This is a genomic window from Bradyrhizobium sp. SYSU BS000235 (assembly GCF_049747295.1).
In the GTDB taxonomy this organism is placed as follows: Bacteria; Pseudomonadota; Alphaproteobacteria; order Rhizobiales; family Xanthobacteraceae; genus Afipia.
Genome location: NZ_JBMHJM010000001.1, coordinates 2,000,662 through 2,022,609, shown reverse-complemented (window position 1 = coordinate 2,022,609; position 21,948 = coordinate 2,000,662). Strand labels below are relative to the sequence as shown.

20 protein-coding genes and 1 tRNA gene are annotated in these 21,948 nt (G+C 59.9%); 10 read left to right on the top strand and 11 right to left on the bottom strand.

The window, feature by feature from the left end:
- Positions 1-287 precede the first annotated feature (287 nt).
- The 4 genes from ACP0KA_RS09420 to ACP0KA_RS09405 all read left to right on the top strand — a co-directional run bounded on the left by ACP0KA_RS09420 (position 288) and on the right by ACP0KA_RS09405 (position 5,564).
- Positions 288-3,689, top strand: a complete 3,402-nt coding sequence (locus ACP0KA_RS09420) for a helicase-related protein (RefSeq protein ID WP_424628538.1) — start codon at positions 288-290, stop codon at positions 3,687-3,689.
- A gap of 8 nt (positions 3,690-3,697) precedes the next feature.
- Positions 3,698-3,967 carry an RNA-binding S4 domain-containing protein gene (locus ACP0KA_RS09415; RefSeq protein ID WP_424628537.1) on the top strand — a complete coding sequence of 90 codons (270 nt, stop codon included), beginning with the start codon at positions 3,698-3,700 and terminating at the stop codon, positions 3,965-3,967.
- A 93-nt stretch (positions 3,968-4,060) separates the two neighbouring features.
- Positions 4,061-4,399 carry a ferredoxin FdxA gene (gene fdxA, locus ACP0KA_RS09410; RefSeq protein WP_424628536.1) on the top strand — a complete coding sequence of 113 codons (339 nt, stop codon included), beginning with the start codon at positions 4,061-4,063 and terminating at the stop codon, positions 4,397-4,399.
- 388 nt (positions 4,400-4,787) lie between these two features.
- On the top strand, positions 4,788-5,564 hold the full coding sequence (locus ACP0KA_RS09405; RefSeq protein ID WP_424628535.1) for a CarD family transcriptional regulator: 777 nt from the start codon (positions 4,788-4,790) through the stop codon (positions 5,562-5,564).
- Positions 5,565-5,657: 93 nt separating this feature from the next.
- On the opposite strand, the gene ACP0KA_RS09400 is transcribed toward ACP0KA_RS09405, so the two are convergent.
- Positions 5,658-7,094, bottom strand: coding sequence for a M48 family metalloprotease (locus ACP0KA_RS09400; protein ID WP_424631537.1), 1,437 nt, complete (start codon positions 7,092-7,094; stop codon positions 5,658-5,660).
- Between the two features lie 61 nt (positions 7,095-7,155).
- A complete protein-coding gene (locus ACP0KA_RS09395; protein WP_424628534.1) occupies positions 7,156-7,932 on the bottom strand; it encodes a thermonuclease family protein in 777 nt (258 codons plus the stop codon).
- A gap of 318 nt (positions 7,933-8,250) precedes the next feature.
- On the opposite strand from ACP0KA_RS09395, the gene ACP0KA_RS09390 reads away from it, so the two are divergent.
- Together ACP0KA_RS09390 and ACP0KA_RS09385 are read left to right on the top strand one after the other, a co-directional pair.
- The gene (locus ACP0KA_RS09390; protein ID WP_424631536.1) at positions 8,251-9,396 is read left to right on the top strand and encodes an ABC transporter substrate-binding protein; all 1,146 of its coding nucleotides are present in this window, start codon (positions 8,251-8,253) and stop codon (positions 9,394-9,396) included.
- 202 nt (positions 9,397-9,598) lie between these two features.
- The gene (locus ACP0KA_RS09385) at positions 9,599-11,728 is read left to right on the top strand and encodes an acetate--CoA ligase family protein (protein WP_424628533.1); all 2,130 of its coding nucleotides are present in this window, start codon (positions 9,599-9,601) and stop codon (positions 11,726-11,728) included.
- A gap of 15 nt (positions 11,729-11,743) precedes the next feature.
- On the opposite strand, the gene ACP0KA_RS09380 is transcribed toward ACP0KA_RS09385, so the two are convergent.
- Genes ACP0KA_RS09380 through ACP0KA_RS09370 form a run of 3 tightly spaced genes read right to left on the bottom strand, consistent with a single transcriptional unit; the run spans position 11,744 to position 14,815 of the window.
- Positions 11,744-12,529, bottom strand: coding sequence for an enoyl-CoA hydratase/isomerase family protein (locus ACP0KA_RS09380; RefSeq protein ID WP_424628532.1), 786 nt, complete (start codon positions 12,527-12,529; stop codon positions 11,744-11,746).
- A gap of 31 nt (positions 12,530-12,560) precedes the next feature.
- Positions 12,561-13,721: an acyl-CoA dehydrogenase family protein gene (locus ACP0KA_RS09375; RefSeq protein ID WP_424628531.1), complete on the bottom strand. Its 1,161-nt coding sequence runs from the start codon at positions 13,719-13,721 to the stop codon at positions 12,561-12,563.
- Between the two features lie 29 nt (positions 13,722-13,750).
- A complete protein-coding gene (locus ACP0KA_RS09370; protein WP_424628530.1) occupies positions 13,751-14,815 on the bottom strand; it encodes an acyl-CoA dehydrogenase family protein in 1,065 nt (354 codons plus the stop codon).
- Positions 14,816-15,079: 264 nt separating this feature from the next.
- Here ACP0KA_RS09370 and ACP0KA_RS09365 point away from each other — a divergent pair, with 264 nt between their 5' ends.
- Positions 15,080-15,859 (top strand): SDR family NAD(P)-dependent oxidoreductase, encoded by a 780-nt coding sequence (locus ACP0KA_RS09365; RefSeq protein ID WP_424628529.1) that lies wholly within the window; start codon positions 15,080-15,082, stop codon positions 15,857-15,859.
- A gap of 39 nt (positions 15,860-15,898) precedes the next feature.
- Here ACP0KA_RS09365 and ACP0KA_RS09360 read toward each other — a convergent pair whose 3' ends face one another.
- From ACP0KA_RS09360 to ACP0KA_RS09345, 4 genes are all read right to left on the bottom strand, one after another.
- Positions 15,899-16,180: a GlsB/YeaQ/YmgE family stress response membrane protein gene (locus tag ACP0KA_RS09360; RefSeq protein WP_424628528.1), complete on the bottom strand. Its 282-nt coding sequence runs from the start codon at positions 16,178-16,180 to the stop codon at positions 15,899-15,901.
- Between the two features lie 87 nt (positions 16,181-16,267).
- Positions 16,268-16,906: a YidB family protein gene (locus ACP0KA_RS09355; protein WP_424628527.1), complete on the bottom strand. Its 639-nt coding sequence runs from the start codon at positions 16,904-16,906 to the stop codon at positions 16,268-16,270.
- Positions 16,907-17,058: 152 nt separating this feature from the next.
- Positions 17,059-17,469 (bottom strand): VOC family protein, encoded by a 411-nt coding sequence (locus ACP0KA_RS09350; RefSeq protein WP_424628526.1) that lies wholly within the window; start codon positions 17,467-17,469, stop codon positions 17,059-17,061.
- A gap of 99 nt (positions 17,470-17,568) precedes the next feature.
- Positions 17,569-17,868 (bottom strand): hypothetical protein, encoded by a 300-nt coding sequence (locus tag ACP0KA_RS09345; protein WP_424628525.1) that lies wholly within the window; start codon positions 17,866-17,868, stop codon positions 17,569-17,571.
- A gap of 158 nt (positions 17,869-18,026) precedes the next feature.
- On the opposite strand from ACP0KA_RS09345, the gene ACP0KA_RS09340 reads away from it, so the two are divergent.
- Positions 18,027-18,449 (top strand): CAP domain-containing protein, encoded by a 423-nt coding sequence (locus tag ACP0KA_RS09340; protein ID WP_424628524.1) that lies wholly within the window; start codon positions 18,027-18,029, stop codon positions 18,447-18,449.
- An 11-nt stretch (positions 18,450-18,460) separates the two neighbouring features.
- Here ACP0KA_RS09340 and ACP0KA_RS09335 read toward each other — a convergent pair whose 3' ends face one another.
- Both ACP0KA_RS09335 and ACP0KA_RS09330 read right to left on the bottom strand, forming a co-directional pair.
- A complete protein-coding gene (locus tag ACP0KA_RS09335) occupies positions 18,461-18,922 on the bottom strand; it encodes a secondary thiamine-phosphate synthase enzyme YjbQ (RefSeq protein ID WP_424631535.1) in 462 nt (153 codons plus the stop codon).
- Between the two features lie 10 nt (positions 18,923-18,932).
- Positions 18,933-19,379 carry a DUF1810 domain-containing protein gene (locus ACP0KA_RS09330; protein ID WP_424628523.1) on the bottom strand — a complete coding sequence of 149 codons (447 nt, stop codon included), beginning with the start codon at positions 19,377-19,379 and terminating at the stop codon, positions 18,933-18,935.
- Positions 19,380-19,618: 239 nt separating this feature from the next.
- Here ACP0KA_RS09330 and ACP0KA_RS09325 point away from each other — a divergent pair, with 239 nt between their 5' ends.
- Positions 19,619-21,586, top strand: a complete 1,968-nt coding sequence (locus ACP0KA_RS09325) for a cache domain-containing protein (protein WP_424628522.1) — start codon at positions 19,619-19,621, stop codon at positions 21,584-21,586.
- 105 nt (positions 21,587-21,691) lie between these two features.
- A tRNA-Arg gene (locus tag ACP0KA_RS09320) sits at positions 21,692-21,768 on the top strand.
- The last annotated feature ends 180 nt before the right edge of the window (positions 21,769-21,948 follow it).

Sequence of the window (21,948 nt, the reverse complement as noted above, 5' to 3'; positions counted from 1 at the left end):
TGTTGACTCTTCGGCCAATCCGATTCGACTCCGGCGTTAAGACAGTCACGGCAAAGTCGATCACTTGCAGCGTGCGTCAGGACTTGATGTAGTGCCGCTAAAGGATAAGGTGCGCGACATATTGCGGTGAACGAAGCCGAACATCATCGGAGTCAGCGATTCGGGCTTCTTTCGTTCCGGACTCGTTCCATATCTTAAGGCGCAACGCGAAAAGCGTTGCATTGTGAGACACTTCCAGAAGCTTGCTGCGGCGTTCCGCGTCGTGTGCGTTGTGCGGACCCGTCCTAATGTCCCTGTCCTCTTCAGTGCCGTTATTTGCAAATGACCGGGCTCCCGGTACCGGCGTCACCGCAGTTCTCGGTCCCACCAATACCGGCAAGACCCATCTTGCGATTGAGCGGATGCTGGCGCATTCGTCCGGCATTATTGGCTTGCCGCTGCGTCTGCTGGCGCGCGAGGTCTATAACAAGCTCGTCGCGCGCGCCGGATCTGAGGCGGTCGCCCTCATCACCGGCGAGGAAAAGATCAAGCCACCGAAGCCCCGGTTCTGGGTGTCGACTGTCGAGGCGATGCCGCGCGACATCGACGTGTCGTTCCTCGCGGTGGATGAAGTTCAGATCGCGGCCGATCTCGAGCGTGGTCACGTCTTTACCGACAAGATCCTGAATCGCCGCGGGCGGGATGAAACGCTGCTGCTGGGTGCCGCAACCATGCGGCCGATCATCGAGCGCTTATTGCCGGGGGCAAACATCGTCACCCGGCCGCGCTTGTCGCAGCTTGAGTTTGCGGGAGACCGCAAAATCACGCGCCAGCCGCGGCGGACCGCCATCGTCGCATTTTCTGCCGATGAAGTTTATGCGATCGCCGAACTGATCCGGCGTCAGCACGGCGGCGCTGCGGTGGTGCTGGGTTCGCTGTCGCCGCGGACGCGGAATGCCCAGGTCGAGCTGTTTCAATCCGGCGATGTCGATTACCTCGTCGCCACCGACGCTGTCGGCATGGGGCTCAATCTCGATGTTGACCATGTCGCCTTCGCGTCCGACCGCAAATACGACGGCTATCAGTTTCGGCGGCTGAATCCGGCGGAATTTGCGCAAATTGCGGGCCGTGCCGGGCGTGCGACGCGTAACGGCACCTTCGGCACCACGGGACGGTGTGCGCCGTTCGAGCCCGAGCTGATCAACGCGCTGCAGAATCACACCTTTGACAATGTGAAAATGCTCCAGTGGCGGAATTCGAAGCTCGATTTCTCGTCGCTCGGCGCATTGCAGGTGTCGCTGTCGCTGGTGCCCGGCCATGACGCATTGACCCGTGCGCCGATCGCCGAAGACATCCGCGTCCTCGACCACGCCGCCCGTGACGAAGATGTGCGCGACCTGGCGCGCACCGCAGGGGCGGTGGAGCGTCTTTGGGATACCTGCCTCGTTCCAGATTATAGAAAGCTGTCACCTGCAGCTCATGCCGAGCTGGTAACCACTTTGTTCGGGTTTTTGATGCGGAAGGGCAAAATCCCGGATGACTGGTTTGCCGCCCAGATCGCGCAAACCGACCGGACTGACGGCGATATCGACACATTATCGGCCCGAATTGCCCAGATTCGGACCTGGACATTCGCCGCAAATCGCCCGGATTGGCTGGCGGATCCTGAGCACTGGCAGGGAATTTCACGCGGCGTCGAGGATAAATTGTCCGATGCACTGCATGAAAAGCTAACTGAGCGTTTCGTTGACCGCCGGACCAGTGTATTGATGCGCCGCTTGCGGGAAAACACGATGCTGAACACTGAGATTGGTAAGACGGGCGAAGTCATTGTAGAGGGCCATGTGATTGGCCGCCTCGACGGGTTCATGTTTGCGCCTGAGTCTGCCGAAGCTGGATCCGATGCCAAGGCTTTGCAGGCGACGGCGCTCAAGGCGCTGGCCGGCGAAATCGATGCACGCGCTGAGAAATTGTCCAATGCGCCGGACGAGCAATTCGTCTTGGCGTCCGACGGAACGTTGCGCTGGACCGGCGATGCCGTTGCCAAGCTTGTCGCCGCCGACAACACGCTTAATCCGCGCATTCGGATTATCGCGGATGAGCGGCTGACGGGGGCGGCCCGTGACGGCGTGCAGAACCGTCTCGATCTCTGGCTCAAGACTCATATCGAAAAAATCCTGGGGCCGTTGTTCGAACTGTCGAAGGCGGAAGACATCACTGGCATCGCGCGCGGGATTGCATTCCAGCTCGTGGAAGCTCTCGGTGTCCTGGAGCGTCCCAAGATCTCTGCGGAGATGAAGGATCTCGATCAGCCGTCGCGCGCCTCATTGCGCAAGTACGGTGTGCGCTTCGGCGCCTATCACATTTTCCTGCCCAATCTGCTGAAACCGGCTGCACGTGGCTTGGCTTCGCTGTTGTGGGCGTTGAAGCACGAGAGCACCGATTGGTCGGCGTTGACCGGTGCGCAGCATCTCGCTTCGAGTGGCCGCACCTCTTTCCCTGCCGACAAGGCGCTCAATCAGGAAGCTTATCGGACGCTTGGCTACAAGCTCTGCGGTGATCGCGCCGTCCGTGTCGATATTCTCGAACGGCTCGCTGATCTGATCCGGCCCGCGCTGTCATGGCGTCCGGGCTCGTCGGGCGAGAAGCCGGCCGGTGCATTTGACGGACGTTCTTTCACCGCCACTCAGGCCATGACATCGCTGACCGGATCGGCTGGTGAGGATTTTGCGTCGATCCTGAAGGCATTGGGCTACCGCATGGAGAAGCGGCCGCCATTGCCGGTTGTTGCTCCTCCTGCTGAAGCGGCTTCCACTGAAGCCGCGCCTGTGGAAGCGGCCATCACCACCGAAACCACAAACGAAGCCGCAACGGCATCGGAAGCTCCTGCTTTTGCCGACGATAGCGTAGCTGCGACCGAAAGCTCCGCGGCGACCGATGAGACCGAAGTCTCTGCCGAGGCGTCTGTTGAAGCCACGGCCGCCCGGTTGCCGGGCGTTGATTTCGCTCCGGCAGTGGAGCCGGTTGCGGAAGCGCCCGCCACCGAGCCTTCCGTTGAACCGGTGACAGAGCCGGTGGCTGAAGAAAGGGCGGCGGAGACTGCGACCGCAGCGTCCGAAGCCGAGACGTCGGAACAGGCGGCTGACGCCGTTGCTCCGGTCGCTGAGCCAGCGATAGACACGACCGTTGAAGCCGCGGCTCCGGCGGAGCCTGAACTGGTTGAAGTCTGGCGACCGGGCGGGCGCTCTGATGAGCGCCGTCCGCGTCATGATCGCAGCAGATATAAGGGACCGGACAAGTCCGCCGCAGCGCCTGCCGCTGCCGGTGAAGCAGCGGGTGGCGCCGACGACAAGCGCGAGCGCCACGGCCGTCACCGTCGGCGTGATCGCCTCAACGACAATTATCGGCCGCGCGGTGATGCGCCGTCCGCAGCTGGAGACAACAAAGACGCTGCACAGGCGCGCCCACCGCGCGATGATAAGGGCGGGCGTCCGCCGCGCGAGCACTTCAAGGACCGCAATCAGGACAGAGGCAAGGGCAAGTTCGACAAAGGCGGGCGCGATGGTCGCAAGGATGATCGCGGCGCCTCGCATCGGACTTACGCCACCAGCGCTTCGCCGCGTGAGCGCGACCGGCCGGCTGATCCGAATTCGCCTTTCGCAAAATTGGCGGCGCTCAAGGAGCAGCTTGCCGGCAATCGCAAGGATTAATTCCGGGATTGGAACGTCAGCGGGTCGATCGATGGCTGTGGCATGCGCGGGTGGTCAGAACCCGTTCGGATGCTGCGGCCTTGGTCGCGAAGGGCCATGTCCGGATCAACGGTACGCGCCAGAAATCTCCCGGCCATGGGGTCAAGATCGGTGATGTGCTCACCGTCGCGCTCGATGCCCGCGTCCGGATCCTGAAGGTCATCGGATTCGCTGAGCGTCGCGGTGATGCGGCGTCTGTCCATGTGCTGTGCGCAGATTTGCAATCACCAGAAGAGTAACTAATTGCATATAAATACGAGTTTTAGTTCCTTGCAGCGCTGGACATCCTGCGCTACCCCACACATGAAAATGATACCCGTCCGGAGCCTTGGATGACGTACGTCGTCACTGAAAACTGCATCAAGTGCAAATACATGGATTGCGTGGAAGTATGCCCCGTGGATTGTTTCTACGAGGGCGAGAACATGCTCGTAATTCATCCGGACGAATGTATCGATTGCGGTGTCTGCGAGCCCGAGTGCCCGGCTGATGCGATCAAGCCGGACACCGAACCCGCGCTTGAGAAATGGCTCGAGGTAAATGCCGAGCACGCCAAGTCCTGGCCAAACATTACGCAGAAAAAGGACGCTCCGGCCGACGCGAAGGAATTCGATGGCGTCGAAGGCAAGTTTGCAAAATACTTTTCCCCAAATCCGGGTTCGGGCGATTGATTTAATCTCCCTCGGTCGGCTTCTCGCCCCGAAGCCTTAACCTTACCCGGCGATGCGTGTCGGGTTAACCACCTCCGATTGGTCGGAGGGGGCATAAATCATTGATTTTTGCGGGAAATGTGCTATTATTGGCACATTAGTCGAGCTGGATCCCTTTTGTCCCCGGTTTGGGCCCTGATGGGTTCCCCCGAAAAACCATTGAACAGGGGCGTGGCGGTTTCCACGCATAGGCGCTGTGTCAGACAAATCGCGTCATAAAAAGAACTCTAAGACAAAGGACAAAGCTTCCAAGGACAAGGGCTTGAAAAAGACGACGGCTGCCGCTCGCAGCGCGTCAAAGAAGGATGCGCGCGCGTCCGCCCAACACTCAAAAAACAAAAGAAGCACGATGCCAACCAAAAAGACTGCAACTGCCAAAGCTCCTGCCAAAGCTCCTGTGAAGGCTGGTTCGAAGACTGCCGTTAAAGCTCCTGTTGCCAAGGCTGCTCCCGTGAAGAGCGCCGCGAGCAAGCCTGTCGCCGCTGCTGCGCCGCGCGTGGAAGAACCGAAGAAGGTTCTGACTCAGCGCCAGGGATTCAAGACCAACGAGTACGTGGTCTATCCGGCGCATGGCGTTGGCCAGATTCTTGCGATTGAGGAGCAGGAAATCGCGGGCGCAAAGCTTGAGTTGTTCGTCATCAATTTCATCAAGGACAAGATGACGCTCCGCGTTCCGACGGCGAAGGTCGCCAATGTCGGCATGCGCAAGCTGTCCGATCCAGCGCTGGTGAAGCGCGCTCTGGAGACGCTCAAGGGTCGTGCACGTATCAAGCGCACCATGTGGTCCCGCCGTGCGCAGGAATACGAAGCGAAGATCAATTCGGGTGACATCGTCGCTATCGCGGAAGTCGTGCGCGACCTGTTCCGTTCGGAATCGCAGCCCGAGCAGTCCTACAGTGAACGTCAGCTTTATGAAGCGGCGCTCGATCGCCTGTCGCGCGAAATCGCCGTCGTTCAGCACGTCACTGAAACTGAAGCGGTCAAGGAAATCGAGGCGAACCTCGCCAAGAGCCCGCGTCGCGGTGCCAAGGCGGATGCTGACGCTGCCACCGAGGGGGCGGCCGACGATTCAGACGACAGCGATGATGATGGTGATGACTCGCTCTCCGCTGACGAAGCGGCCTGAGCGCATCATTCCTTAAGCTAACAACAAAGCCCGGTCGTTTGACCGGGCTTTTTGCTTGGCTGTGGTCGGTGATACGCGCGGATGCTTGCGCGCTCAATCCACGACGATCTTGACGCGATCGCGAGGCTTCAGTGCAGCGACGCGCGTGTCCAGTCCGTTCAGGACGCGGAACCGCTCAGTCGGATGATCGACGCCGGACATGCGATGTGACAGCGATTCAACGGTATCGCCGGGCTGCACGGTGATGACCTTGATCCGCAGCGGCCGCGCCGCCTGGATCTCGGCAAGCGTCAGGCGTCTGAAGGAGTTGACGGTGTCGCGGAAGCCTTTGTCCGCGTCCTGCGTCTTCTGCTTGGTCGCGAAAATGAAGCGATAGACGTCGCTACCGAAGCGAAGCGCGTAGATCCTGAACTGCCACTGGTCGCCGCTGGCGGTGGCCGTGGCAGCAGGAAAGCCGTTGATCGACAGGTCGCTGGTGGAACTCTTGTCGACATTTTCCATCCACCCTGAATTCAGGTAATCGCCGAGCGTCTGTTCGGAGGGCACCCGTACCACATCGAAGCGCATGGCCTGCGTGCCGCCGTCACGGACGCCGACAACAGCTTGGGCGGTGTTTTCGAGCGTGAAGCCGTCCGGCACCTGGAACGTGAACCCAAGCTTCGGATGCAGAAAGCGCCGGCCGCGAACGAAGCCTTCGCTGGGATCCTCGCCATAGACGATGTTGTCGATGGCCGCGAGGTAAGTCTCCCGGTCTCGCTCGTTGCTGTCGGGGGAGGCGTATTGGCGCGCATTGGTTTGTGCATTCTGCACGCGCTCAGGGGTTGCCGGGTGTGATGAGAGGAAATCCATCGAGCGCGGATCGGCTGGCGCACGTCCCGCTTTCAGGGCCGCATTCCGTTCCATTGCGGACAGGAAACGCGAAGCTCCATAAGGATCGAACTTGGCTCGCGCAGCAATGCCGACGCCGATTCCGTCCGCCTCGAACTCCTGGGCGCGCGAGAAGCTCGCCATCGTGAGCTTGTTCTTGGCGAGCGCCAGTGCCGTCATGTCCGGATCATTGCCCATGTCGGCAACGACGCGCGTGACCACGGCCGCCTGCTTTGCCTGATCCTCCCGGATGGCGGCGTGCTTGGCGAGAACATGCGCCATCTCATGCGCCAAGACCGATGACAATTCGGATGTATCGCTGGCGAGTGCGATCAAGCCGCGGGTGACGTACAACTGTCCTGTCGGCAATGCGAATGCATTCACCGCACCCGAATTCAGGATCGTGACCTTGTAGGTGAGGTCAGGGCGGTCCGACGCCGCCACCAGACGCTCGACCGTCTTCGTGATCAGCGCTTCGAGCTTTGGATCGTCATAATTGCCACCGTAGGAAGCAAGGATGCGCTCATGCTCGCGTTCCGTCGCCGCCGTCGTCGCTGCGGGTTTGTTTGGCTTGCTCGATGTCTGCGCGGGCTTCGGAGCGGCAACCTGAAAGCGGCCCATGTCGCCGCAGGCGCCAAGCGACAGCGACGCGCACAGAATCATCGCCGCGAACACGCGGCTCTGCGTCCCCTTCACTTGACCGTTCACAAAGCTCATCACGCCGTTACTCGCCTTCATGCGCCGGCACACGATTTGTCACGACGCCGCCTCTCTCCGGGATCAATTCGATCTGGCTTGGCCGGACCATTTCCATCCGCGGTCCGCCATGTTTTTCCACCCAGCCCCGAACCCGAATTCGCTTGTTTACCAAGGATTTCAGATCAAGCCCCGCATTTTCGAAGGACGGCATCATGCGCCGTGAAATTGTCACGGCAAAGTCCCTAGTCCACCGTCGCCCGAAATTGACATAAAATGTCGCGCCAGCCTGGCGCGCGGACAGAACCTTGCCCTCGACGACGAGGAATCGCCCAATCCCCGTCAAAATATCGCCGGGTCTTTTCGCGTTTTTTAAGGCAGCGGAACTGGCCCAAATTCCCCGGCGCCCTGTCCGGGCGGTATTTTCGGCGGTCAGCAGTTCCCCCGAGCAGTCCCGATCGGACGCTGGCGGATAGGCCATCACCGCGCCCTGACGCAGCAGCTCCGCCTGGACCAACCGCGGCGGGTCGCTCAATGAGACGAAAGCGCGCTGGCGTCCATATCGATCGGGCTGGTCGTCCTCGCCGGCCAGGCTGACGTCTCGGCCGGCAATGAGCGACGTCAGAAGATCAGCCGCACCGATCGGGTTTTCCGGCGCAGGTTCGATGCCCGCCAGCTTCACCTCGCGCCCATCGTCGAGCCGGATTGTGGTCGCGCTGATGACACTGACGACACGACCTTCACCTTGAGCCGTCGAATTGCACGCAGCGCGAAGCTCGTCACTGAAGGTTGTGAGCAATGTCACGCAGATGCATCCCGCAACGGTGGGTCGGACATACCAATGAGGTGTCATGCTGCTCCGTATGGCACCGGAAATGTCATTCACTGAAATAGGAGGAGCTAATTTCGATCTGCGAAATCTGCGGTGTTCGATCCGTGCAAGTCAAGCGGTCTCGCATATGCCAAACGCCCGTTCGCTTGCCGCAGACCGAGCGTTGTTGCATGATCGCTGTCATCAGCTTTGCATGACAGACGAGCGAACACGGAGACGACTTTGACGATTTCGAAGACAATTTTTGCCGGGCTTATTTCCTCCGCCATCGCGCTGGGCGCGAGCACGGCGATGGCCCAGAGCAAGCCGCCGCTGAAGCTTGGCGCGGTTCTCGACATGTCCGGCCTTTATGCCGACATCACGGGTATTGGCAGTGAGACCGCTGCAAAGATGGCGGTGGAGGATTTCGGTGGCGAGGTGCTCGGCCGCAAAGTTGAAATCATTGCAGCCGATCATCTGAACAAGGCTGATAACGCCGCCAACATCGCGCGCGAAATGTTCGACAATCAGGGCGTCGAAGCGATCATGGATGTTGCGGCGTCAGCAACCGCACTCGCCGTGAACGAGATTGCAAAGTCCCGCAACAAGATCCTCATGCTGAGTGGTCCCGGCGCGGTTCGCCTCACCAACGAAGCGTGCGGCCCATACACTGTGCACTACAATTACGACACGTTCGCTCAGGCGAATTCGACCGGTCTGGCCGCAGTGAAAGCCGGCCTTGATACCTGGTTCTTCCTGCAGGCGGACTACGCCTTCGGGCAGGATCTCGAAAAGGACACGTCCACGGTCGTGACCAAGATGGGCGGCAAGGTGCTCGGCACCGTGAAGCATCCGCTCAACACCTCCGATTTTTCCTCGTTCCTGCTGCAGGCGCAATCTTCCAAAGCAAAGGTGATCGGCCTCGCGAATGCCGGCGGCGATACGATCAACGCCATCAAGCAGGCCGCCGAATTCGGCTTGATGAAGGGTGGCCAGAAGGTCTCGCCGCTGCTGGCCTTCATCACCGACATCGACAGCATTGGTCTCGAAACCGCACAGGGGCTGGTGCTGGCGGAAGGATTCTACTGGGACATGAACGACGAGACGCGGGCGTTTTCAAAACGCTTCATGGCGAAGGTCAACCATGCGCCGACGTCTGCGCAAGCCGGCATCTATTCGTCGGTGTTGTTCTATCTCAACGCGGTGAAGACAGCAGGTACGACGGATTCCGCAGCTGTCATGAAAGTCATGAAGTCGACGCCGATCAACGACATGTTCGCCAAGAACGGCAAGATCCGCGAGGATGGCCGCATGATCCACGACATGTATCTGTTCGAGGTCAAGAAGCCTTCCGAATCGAAGGGGCGCTGGGACGACTACAAGCTGCTCGCAACAGTGCCGGGCGATCAGGCCTTCCAGCCGCTTGAAGCGTCGCGCTGTCCGCTGATCAAGAAATGAGATGAAGAGCCGATCCCGTGCATGATGCAACCGAGCATGACGGGGCCGCAATAACGTAGATATCGCCGGCCCGAATTTGTGAGCATGCTCACAACTCGGGCCGGCTTTCTTTTTTGCCGGTCCGTGCCGCAAGAACAATGAACAGCTGTCTGAAATTCGGCTCACGGCAGCATCAACTCTACCTCATCATCTGAGGATCGACGTGACGAAGCATCCCCTCGATACATTCTTCTCGCCCCGAAGCATCGCAATCATTGGCGCCTCCCGCGACGGCACGAAAATTCCGGGCATGCTCCTCGCGTTTCTGCGACGAAATGGATTCTCGGGGGAAATCTATCCCGTCAATCCGGCTTATGACGATATTGAAGGCTTGAGATGTTTTGCGTCGATCTCAGCGGTCGGGCAGCCGATTGATCTTGCCATCGTGATCGTTCCTGCGCGTGCGGTGCTTGGCGTGCTGAACGAGTGCGTGGCCGCGGGCGTGAAGAACGCGATCATCATTTCGTCCGGGTTTGCCGAGGAGGGTGGTGCGAGCGTGGACATGCAGACGGAAATCGCGGCGCTTGCGAAGCGCACGGGCATGCGGATTTCCGGCCCCAATGCCGAGGGGTTTTATAACGAGCCGGAGCGCATCGCGGCGACATTCAGCCCGACCGTCGATGTTAAACCGGACGCCCCCCGACTGCTGGCAAGCCCGCGCCGCATCGGCATCATTGCGCAAAGCGGTGGCATCGGGTTTGCGATCTACAATCGCGCCAAAGCAATGGGTGTCGCGGTCAGCAAGGTGATCAGCACCGGAAATGAATCCGATCTCGCTGCCGGTGAATTCCTCGACTACATGGTGCGGGATCTGGCGACAGACGTCATCCTGCTGTTCATCGAAGGCATTCGCGATCCCGCAATGTTCGTTGCTGCTGCGAAACGCGCAGCGAAATCCGGCAAGCCCATCATTGTCTCGAAGGTCGGGCGTTCAAGCGCGGGCGAACGCGCAGCCGCATCGCATACCGCGAGCATGGCAGGCTGGACAGCGGCTTACGATGCAGTCTTCGCCAAGTATGGTCTTATTGTTTCCAACGACCTCGATGAGGCGGTCGCCATCGCTGCGGCATTTGCCACCGCGCCCTTGGCGCGCGGCAATCGAGCCGCCATTGTGACCGTCTCGGGGGGCGCGGGCGCGTGGGTGGCGGACACGCTTGCAGGCGAAGGGCTGCAGATACCCGAACTTTCGGGCCCACAGCAGGTGGAGATTCGCTCGTTGATCCCATCTTACGGGTCGGCACGCAATCCGGTCGATATCACGGCGCAGGCGGTCCACAGCGGCGGCCTGCAGAAGGTGATCGAACTGCTCAACCGGTCAGACGACATCGACCTCATCGTGGTCGTGGTGTCGCTGGCAAGCGAGACGCGGATTCCGGTGAAGACGGACGAGATCAAGCCGCTGATTGATGCGCAGCGTAAGCCAATTTTGTTCTTCTCCTATACACTGCCGTCGCAGTTCGCGCGCACGGGTCTGGCCGCTTCCGGTATCGTCGCCTTCCAGGGGCTGGCAACACTCGGCCGTGCAGCTCGGCAGTTGATCGATCGGGGACGCTTCGTCCTGGATGAGCCCGGTACGTTGCTTCGCAAGACCCCAAAGGGCGGCGTGAACTCTGCGTGGGTCGAAGGAAATCTCTCCGAATACGAGAGCAAGAATCTGCTTCGTGAGGCCGGCATCGCGGTGCCAAGCGAAGTCCTCGTCACGGAGAAATCGGCTCTGGCAGGTGCGATTGCCGGAATGCCGTTTCCACTGGTCATGAAAATCCAGTCACGCGATATCCCGCACAAAAGTGAAGCGGGAGGCGTGCGCATCAACCTGACGAGCCTCGACGAAGCCGCGTTGGCATTTGATGCTCTGATTGAGAATGCGCGTCGGTTCAAGCCGACCGCGCAAATTCAAGGCGTGCTGGTCGGGCCGATGGCGAAGAAGGGCGTTGAGATGATTGTTGGCACAGTCAACGACGCGACGTTCGGCCCGATCGTGATGGCAGGGTTCGGCGGCGTGACAACCGAACTCTTCAGGGATGTGGTCTATCGCCAAGCGCCGGTGAGCGAAACCGAAGCAGTCGCGATGGTTGATGAACTAAAGTCATCCCCGCTTCTGAACGGCTTCCGTGGTGCACTACCGGCAGACAAGGCGGCGTTGGCGCGATTGATAGCGCAGGTCTCGATCCTGGCAGGCGATCTCCAAGATAGCCTCTCGGAGATCGAAATCAATCCGGTGATCGTGCACGGCGAAGGCGAGGGGGTGACGGTGATCGATGCCCTCGTCGCCGGACGGCGTTCAGCGCAATAACGCTTCGGCTTCCGCCTAACGACCTTGAAACTTCGGCAGCCGGCGTTCTTCGGTTGCCTTGACGCCTTCCTTGAAATCCTCGGTTTGGCGCAGCCAGGTTTGCTCCGCGAGTTCATGATCCGTCTGCGCCTTGACCCGGTCGGCAAGGCCGGCGCGCATGGTCGCGCGCGTCGACAGCAATCCCAGTGGTGAGTTCTCGGCGATTTCGTTGGCCAGCTTGAACGCCTCCGCGCGCACCTGATCTTGCGGCACGAGAATGTTGGCAAGTCCCATCTTGAATGCTTCTTCGCCGGTGACGCGGCGGCTGGTGTAGAACATCAGCGCGGCATTCGTTTTCCCGATGATCTCGGGCAACGTAATCGTCAGGCCAAAACCCGGATGAAACCCAAGACGGGTGAAATTGGCGGCAAAGCGGGCCTCTGGACAGGCCACGCGAAAATCGGCGGACACTGCAAGGCCAAGTCCGCCACCAATGGCTGCGCCCTGCACCGCCGCGACGATCGGTTTCTTGTTGCGGAAGATGCGCACGGCCTCGAGATAGAGGTCGCCCGTGGTGCCCGTGCCGGAGGCGGCGTCTCCGCCGTCAGCGACGGGCCGGTTGAAGTTTGCTCCAGCGCAAAAGGCTTTGCCCTGCGAGGCGAGCACCACGGCGCGGCAGTCTTTGTCCTCATCGAGTTGGTCGAGTGTATCGGCAATCTGCTGGATCAGGGACAGGTCGAAGAAATTCAGCGGGGGGCGGCGAATCTCGATCAACGTGACATGACCATGTTTCTCAACGCCGAGATCCGGGGAGCCGCTCATCTGGTATCCTTTCTGAATTGATCGATTGGGTTCAGCGGAGACCAAGGCCGCGCGCGATGATGCCGCGCAAGACCTCGGTGGTACCGCCCTGGATTGTCAGCTTGGGTGCTATCTTGGTGGCGAATGCCAGTTGTTCCTCAAGCGTATGATGATTTGCCGTGTCGCTGTCGATAAAGGCCGCGAGGTCTCGCACGCGATGCGGCAGTTGCTGCTCCCAGAGTGTCCCGATGTCCTTGACGATCGAGGCTTCCACCACGGGCTCCTGACCGGCTTGCAGCATGCCGGCGACTGAAACTGACATGCGTCGCATGGTGTGCAACTGTGCGATCAGGCGGCCGATACCCTCCGCGCCCCGTGTATCGGGGCTGTTGCCGAGCGCGCGGACAAGCTCCGTCAGGACGTAATAAGTTTCGAGAAACCGTTCCGGCCCGCTGCGCTCATAAGCCAATTCGCTCGTTGCCTGCTTCCATGCGCCATCGATTTCACCGAGGGCGTGGTCGTCAGGAATGAAGGCATCCTCGAAGACGACCTCATTGAATTCCTTCAATCCGCTGATCTGCGCGATCGGATTGACCTTGATGCCAGGTGTTTTCATATCGACGAGAAATTGCGTCAGGCCATGGCGGCGATTGTCTGCCGTGGGCGGGGACGTGCGGAAAATTCCGAGCATGTAGTCCGCGATGTGCGCGGACGTGGTCCAGACCTTGGTGCCATTGAGGAGCCAGCCACCGTCGGTCTTGGTCGCCTTGCTCTTGGCCGCGAACAGGTCGGAGCCTGAATTCGGCTCGCTCATGCCGATCGCGAAGCAGACCTCGCCGCGGCAGATACGCGGCAGGATATCCATCTTGATCCGCTCATTGGCGTATTTGAGCAGAACCGGGCCGCTCTGACGGTCGGCGACGAAGAAGCGTCGCGTCGGCGCGTTGGCGACGCGCATCTCCTCGGTCACGACGTAGCGTTCCAGAAAGCTCCGTTCATGGCCGCCATATTGCTTGGGCCACGTCATGCCGATCCAGCCGCGTTCGCCGACGCGGCGGCTGAACTCCGGGATGTCGCTGTCTTCGCGTTGTGGTTCATCCGGGTTGAAGGTGCCGGCGGCAATTTCCTCGCGGAGAAATTCACGAACTTCGTGCCGCAAGGTTTCACATTCCGGCGGCAGGCGAATCTGATCAAAACGAAGGGCTGCGGTCATGTCATGTATCCTGAATTGTCACGCCCGTATTATCGCGATGCGATCAGCGGCCACAGATCGTCGGCGCCGCGTGCCGCGATGAACTTTCCGAGTTCGGTCGCCCAATAGCTTTCGTGGCCGAAATCGTCGCGCCAGGCGAGGGCGCGCAACGTATAGCGATGCAGAATGTGCTCCATGGAAAATCCGATCGCGCCATGCACCTGATGGGCAATGGCCGTTCCCTTTTCCGCGGCTTCCGCGCAACGGATCTTGGCCGAAGCCGCTTCGAAAAAGACCGCGTCGTCGAACGGCGAACCATTGGCGATGGTGTCTGCGGCTGAGCCTGCGGCCGTGACGGCAGCTGCGACTTCACCCGCCAGTTTCGCGAGATTGTGCTGGACCGCCTGAAATTTGGAAATCTTCTTTTCAAACGCGACGCGCTCGTTGGAATAGCGAACGCTGATGTCAAGCAAGGCTTCCAGTGCGCCTGCGATTTGCAGGCTGCGTAACGTTGCTCCCATCAGCATCAATGATCTGGATGTGAAGCCGGCCGGCGCCGGTTTGATCGTCAGCGGCTTGACGTTGTTGAACGCCACGGTGTTCGACGTGTCATGGCCGAGGTTTTCGCCGGCGTCGATATGGCACGCGCTTGCTTCGACAAGCGCGATCACGGGGCCTGTTTCCGAAGCCGCAACAACGGCAATATGCTCGGCATCTGCTCCGTAAGGAATGCCACGAACGCGGCCGGTCAGCGTGTGATCGGCATTGACCGTTATGCGGTCCTGCGGACGAGCGGGCGCCACCGTCATTTTTCCGGACGGCGAGGGAATTTGAGCCTGTGCGAGCAGCCAGCCCGCCAGCATGGTTTCGACCAGCGGAACGGCCACAGCGAATTTGCCCGCCGATTGCGCAACGCTGAAACCTTCCGCGAGGCTGACGCCCGCGCCGTCGCATGCTTCCGGGACCCACGACAGCGGCAAACCGGCGTCAACCAGAGTCGACCACAACGGCGCTTTCCAGTGGTCGTCCTTGTCGCTGTTAATCGTCTGTGCGTCAGCGAGGTCGGCAAAAATGCGCTCGGCGGTTTCCGCTACAATATTCTCACTCTCCGCCACGACGTCTCCCGCTTCAGTGTTGTCAATTCCGCCATGCAAAACGCGGATGTCATTCCTGTGAAAGGTATGATGAGGAAAAGCTGATGCGATGACAAGCTGCGAACTCATCGCGGGTCACTGCGGGATACGCATAGATCATCGGGGTGTGCTTCATGGCAGCTAGGCCATCGCGCTCAGATGAAAAGTCTGTTCCGTTGCAGTTTATCTCGCTAGGTTGCACCGGCCGCGGCGGCGACGCCGTAAACGTATACGAGGAGACATTCAATGGCGGATGGATTGCGGGTCATCATCACGGGATCGGCATCGGGATTAGGTGCGGCATCGGCAGCGATCCTGGCGAAGCAAGGGGCACGCATCGTCATCAATTATGCCTCCAGCCAGAAGGAAGCCGAGCAGACGGCCGATCTGTGCCGCAGTGCCGGCGCCGAGGTCGTGGTGGTTCAGGGTGATGTGTCGCGTGACGAAGACTGCCGAAAGATCGCGGCTGCCGCTGCCCCTTGGGGACGGCTTGACGCGCTCATCAACAATGCCGGCACCACCAAGCACATGGCGCATGACAATCTCGAGGGACTTTCCGCCGACGACTTTCAGCGCCTTTTCGCGGTTAACACAATCGGGCCGTATCAGATGGTCCGGGCCACGCGCGAGTTGCTCGAAGCGGGCGCAAAGGAGACCGGCCGCGCCTCGGCGGTTGTCAACGTTTCATCGATTGCTGGAGTTTCCGGCATTGGATCGTCAGTCGCTTATGTAGCCAGCAAAGGCGCGCTGAATTCCGTGACGCTGTCGCTGGCGCGTGCCCTGGCACCGTTGATCCGCGTCAACGCGGTTTGTCCGGGCTATATCGACACGCCATGGTTCACGAAGGGACGCGGCGCCGAACAGGCTGCCAAGGTCCGTGACATGGTCACCGCGAAATCCCCTCTGAAGTTGGCGTCGAGCGCCGAGGACGTCGCGGACGTTGTCTGTTTCCTCGCGGGGCCGCAATCACGCAACATGACAGGAGAAATCGTGCGCATCGATGCCGGTGCGCACTTGGTCTGGTAAAAGCTGATTCAGAAGATCTGAATCAGCTATTCTTGTCAGTTAGAGTCTGTTGCCGGGATCGGAGACGACGCCGCGGGCCACGAGCCGATTCCAGATGAACAGCACAACCAGCGCACCAATGGTCGCGGTGATGAATCCCGCGCCCTGGTTTGGCCCGTAGTGGCCGATCGCCTGGCCAATGAACGTCGCGAGAAAAGCGCCGGCGATGCCGAGGACCGTGGTCAGGATGAAGCCGGTCGGGTTATTCGGCCCCGGCGACAGCAGTCGTGCGATAATGCCTGCAACAAAACCAACAATGATGATCCAGAGAATGCCGCCCATTGCCGCTATCCTTCATTCAGTGTGAAGCATCGATTGCGAGATGATGGAGCGGCGGGGCCCCGCTCCATCATCATTTGAACAGTTTCATCAGATCCAACGGGAGGCTTCGTGCTCAGTCGGCAGTCTGCCGTTCGGCGTCAGCTGATTGATGACATCTGGCAATTGCCGGGCGAGCCCGGAAAGCAGTTCGTCGCGTGATAGGCCGGTCTGAGATGTCAGCGTGCTGATCTGGTCGGCACCGAGTGCGGAGGCGAGGTCATTCGGAGCGATCTGCTTGTTCTCACCAGGGCCAACCCATGAATTGGCCGTTTCAGCGTGTCCGTTGTCCTGAAACTGCTTCAGGAGATCGCCAAGGCCGCCGCTGAGGACGCTTCCGGCCGCGCCGCCGGCCAGCAGGCCGCCAAGGGCACCACCGAGCGGCCCTCTCATCAGGTCGCCGAGGCCGCCGCCGAGTGCGCCTCCAAGTCCACCTCCAAGCCCGCCGGCGTCTGCGCTTGCCGTGGTCGTTCCTGGCGGCAACGTCGGTGGGGCCTGTGTCGGCTGAGTGCCCGCGGGGCTTGTTTGCGCGTGGCTGCCGCCGAGATGTTTGACGGCTTTGTAGGCGAGAAGGGCAAGTATCGCCATGGTCATCGGCGACATTCCGCCGCTGCTCTCGCTTTGATCACTCGGCCCACTCGGTCCGCGTGGTCCATTCTGCATGCCATTGAGAACGTCGAGCAAACCCATTGTTGTCTCCTGTCGTCTCATCCTGCCCCGTACGAACAAGATTACCGGGTCGACATGACGGTTACAAGGCAGTGGAACCGAAAGCGTGCGCACCGCGAGGTCGCCGGGACAGAGGTCAGCGTCTCCCAGACTGAGCTCAGTGCTCGCGTTCGTTAGATTTTATAAGACGAGATTTCGATCAGGCTGCCGTCCGGATCGCGACAATAGATGGATATCAACGTGCCTCTGGCGCCCTGCTTTTCAACCGGACCTTCTTCGATCGCGACGTCGCAGCCTTTGAGATGAAGCGCCACATCCTGTGGTGTGGCCGTGGTCAGGAAGCACAAATCGTCGCTTCCGGCCGCCCCATGGTCTGCGGTAAACCACTCCTGCTTATCTGTCGTTACCGGCCGGAGATTGATCTTTTGATTGCCGAACAGCATCGAAATGCGTTTGGCGCGGCCGTGCCCCGGATCGAAATCCTGGCGCTTCATGCCAAGAATCCGTTCGTACCAAACGGCCGATCGCTCGGCGTCTTTGACGTTCACCACCAGATGATCGAGGGCATCAACTTCAATTGGCATGGGGTTTCCGGCGACTTTGAGAGAATTGATCGCGATTTTCGTCCCGATCAAAGAAAAGGGAGAGCTGATGCCCTCCCTTGTACGTCACCAGCGGCACCGTCACCAGCGGCGACCATGCCAACCGCGGTGCCAGCCACCCCGCCAGCCGCGGTGACCCCAGCCGCCGAAATATCTCGGACCACGATAGAAACGGGGGCCGCCGTAGAAGCCGTAAGCTCCATAGTAGTTCGGCCGCCACCAGCATCGCCCCCATGGATTACAGACCCAGCGGACGTGCTCGACGTTGTTTGCCGTGGGAGCAGCTCCCGCCAGGCCGTTCGGCATTGCCGAAGCGGTACCCGACGCCAGCGCGACGCTTCCAAGCGCTGCGAGCCCAATGAAAGCCAGTTTGAGTTTCATCTCATCCTCCTTACTCAAAAGACAAACGTGAGTGATGAGAAAAAGTTGCTCGAAAATGTGGCCGCTTGAATTCGTCCTTGAATTTTAATGTCCATGAATGAACATTCATCGACGTCGATCAACGCAAGAGTCCAACGACTCACAAAACTGAGGTGAACATGAAAATCGCTTCCCTCATCATTTGTTTTATTCTTACTTTGCAGACCTCGGCGATGGCCGCTGACTACGCCAGTCAAATCAGTGCCTATCGGCGCACGCATGGACTGTCGTCGGTGAAGATCGATAGCTGGCTGAATGCTGTTGCGCTTCAGCAGGCGCGCGCAATGGCGTCGAGCGGAACCATCAGCCATACTGTCGGAGGCAGTTTTTCATCCCGTGTGGCGAGCTTACGGAAGTCTCGGGCGGCTGAGAATATTGCAGCAGGGTTTCGCACCTTCTCCGAAACGTTGAAGCAGTGGGAAGAAAGTCCAGGCCATCGCGAGAACTTGCTGATGGCAGGTGCGAAGAAGGTCGGTGTCGCCTCGGTCTCAAACCCGAGTTCGCCCTATCGCGTGTTCTGGGCGATGGTTATCACCGATTAAGTGCCAGCTTCCTATGCGCGGTCGCGGGTGCCGATGAACTGCATCACGATCTCTCGCCTGTGCGGCCGCGTACGATGCTCGATCAGATAGATCCCTTGCCACGTTCCGAGCGCCATCGCGCCGTCAATGACCGGGATTTGAAGGCTGCATGACGTCAGCATGGTCTTGATGTGGGCCGGCATGTCATCCGGCCCTTCGGTCGCATGAATCCATCCCGCGTTATCCGGTGCCATTCGCCGCAGTGCCGTAGTCAGGTCGGTCAGGACGTCGGGATCGGCATTCTCTTGAATGGTCAGCGACGCGGAGGTGTGCCGGATAAACAGGTTGACCGTTCCGGACACACCGCCTGTCTCTTCGAGAAACTGGCGAACGTCACGCGTGAAATCGATGAATCCCTCGCCGCGCGTTGAGAGAGTGAGCGTTGTCGTTGCAATGATATCGATGGATGCGGATACAATGGGCGCATAGGTCATGATGGTGTGTTCACTCCGTGTTGGCATCACGCGCGATATTCAGCCGATCCAGTGTGGCCTGATCGAAGTGCCCGTTGAAGTATTGATGAATCGCTTCGACAAAATCCCGGTTGTCGTCAGACGCCCGGGCGAACAGCGTCATCGAGGAATGAAACTTCATGTTGTCCGGCCATCCGAAAATGCCTTCGATGGACTTTCCTGACACGGAACAGACCAGTCGCGTGCATTCCCGTAGTCTCGGCCCGAGCAGGGGATGATGCAGATAGTCCACTGCTTCCTGACGCGAGGCGATGGCGTACCGCTGTGACATCGCGCTGTGCCCAAGTCCTGCAATCTGCGGGAAGACGAACCACATCCAGTGGCTTTGCTTCAGTCCTGCACGGAGCTCTGAGAGCACTCGATCGTAGACGGGCGCCTGTGCGTCGACGAAGCGCTCGAGATCAGACGATGCGCTCATGCCGGCTCCCCATGTGGGACATCAGATCGGCAATCATAAGCTTTGCCTCATAAGCCTTGCCTCGCGCTCATCATTCAAGTGGGTCATTTGGAAAGCCGGCTGTGAAGATGTGACGCACTGCGTTGTCTGCGGCGACAGGGACGAAATTAAGGTCCGTTAATGACTTGCGGATAAAATCCGCGCCCATCCGGCCATCTGTGTTTTTGGGTTCGGTCGGGCACATTTAGCGCGAGATTATAATGCTGAGGAATTTTGGCCTGAGAGGGCGAATCACGGCCGCATTGGCATTTGCCTCGGCGACGACAGCTCTGTTCATGCTGGCCGGCGCCATGTGGATTATCTCTGGCATCGTCGACCGGGCCGACCAGCGCGAACTCCAGAGCCATTATGATGCACTTCAATCGCGTCTCGGCCAGGAGGCGCGCCGCGCCGCGGCCATGAGTGCGGTGGTCGCATCCATCCCGGCCGTTCAGGAGGCCATGGCGAAGGACGATCGCGCCGCTTTGATGCGATTGTTCGGTCCCGGCTTTGCGACAATGAAGTCGGAATACGGCGTCGATCAGTTCCAATTCCATACGCCTTCCGCGGTCTCCTATTTCCGGGCCCATCAGCCGGCAAAATTCGGCGATGATCTCTCCGGCTTCCGAAAGACCGTGGTGGTGGCTAACACGGAAAAGAAGACGGTCGTCGGCCTGGAAGGCGGCGTGGCCGGCCTCGGCATCCGCGGTGTTGTGCCCATTGTAGCGGCTGGGAAGCACGTTGGGTCGGTCGAATTCGGTCTGACATTCGGTCAGGGCTTCTTCGATGAATTCAAGCGCACCCGCGGCGTCGACATCGCCTTTCACCTCGCGGGCGACAATACGTTCAAGACCTTCGGCGGAACGCTCGGCGGGCAGAGCTTTTTCAATGCATCTGATTACGGCAGCGTCGGAGAGGGCGGCTTCCTGATCCGTCAGGGTGACCTGAACGGCACTCCGGTCGCGGCTCTGCTGGGACCGATCAGGGACTTCTCCGGAAAGTCCATCGGGGTCGTCGAAATTGTCATGGACAACGGTGAGTATGTCGCCTCGCAACAGCATGCCCGGCTGTTGGCGGCCGGCATGGCGGCGCTGGGTCTCATTCTCGCGCTCGCGGCCGGATTGCTGATTGCGCGCGGCATATCGCGTCCGATCCTCGCCATCACCGATGCGATGCGCGAGTTGGCGAACGGCAACCTTGCTGTCGAGCTGCCTATGCGCGAGCGCAGCGATGAAGTCGGGCAGATGGCGCAGGCTGTCGCCGTGTTCAAGGACAATGCCGTTCGGGTCAGTCAGCTTCAGGTGGAGCAAGAAGAGAGCAAGGCGCGTTCGGACCATGAGAAACGGGAGGCCTTCGCAGCCTTGGCCGATCACTTCGAGGCCAGCGTGCGAGATGTGGTCGAAAGCGTATCCTCGGCCGCGTCTGATATGCAGATGACCGCGCAGTCGATGTCGTCGACCGTCGCGCAGTCACGGCAGCAGACAGAGGTCGTCTCAGTTGCGTCCGAGCTCGCCTCCGACAATGTCCACAGCGTCGCCGTGGCGTCGGAGGAGATGTCATCCTCGATCGGCGAAATCGCCCGGCAGTTGGCCCAGGCATCGGCGGTGGTGAGCAAGGCTGCTGACGGCAGCCGTCAATCGAATGCCCGGGTGCAGAGCCTGTCATCCGCCACTCAGAAAATCGGCGAGGTCGTCGAGCTGATCAACAGCATTGCGAGCCAGACCAATCTGCTGGCTCTCAACGCCACCATCGAGGCGGCGCGGGCCGGCGAGGCCGGCAAGGGCTTCGCGGTGGTGGCAAGCGAAGTGAAGTCGCTTGCGACCCAGACCGCCAAAGCCACCGAGGATATCGGGGCTCAGATCGCGTCCATTCAGCGCGAGACCGGTGCGGTTGTGGAGGACATCCACGACATCACCTCCACCATCACCGAGATCGATGAAATCTCCTCTTCGATCGCGTCCGCAGTCGAGGAGCAAGGATCGGCGACGCAGGAAATCGCCCGCAACGTGCAGCAAGCGGCGGAACGCACCGGCGAAGTGTCGCAAAATATTCTGAGCGTGACCGAAGGCATTGCCACCACGGAAACCGCAGCCCGCGAAATGCTCGGATCCGCGGCAAAACTCGCCACGCAGTCTGAGACCCTGCGCGGTGAGGTGGATCGCTTCCTCGCCAGCATCCGGGCGGCTTGACAGCGAGATGACAGCGGGGCTCCCGCAAGAGCGGGGTAGCGACAGGCTCCTGGCTCTGGTAAGGAAGGCGGATCACCATGCCGTGCACGGGTGTGAGTGGCATCCGGTCCCGTAGCTCAGCCGGATAGAGCGACGGTTTCCTAAACCGTAGGTCGCATGTTCGAGTCATGCCGGGATCGCCAAGTTTTCAGATACTTTGTCCCTCCACCGAAAGAACGATTCAGTTTCGGTTTAAGAACGACTCGATTTCTGCCTTTAAGAGCGCTGCGGTCTGATATCTCGCTGATTATGCCCGATAATTTTTAGCGTTTTGTTTTTCCCGCAGGCATGTCGCTATTAAATCCAGGTCGGTAAAGATCTCT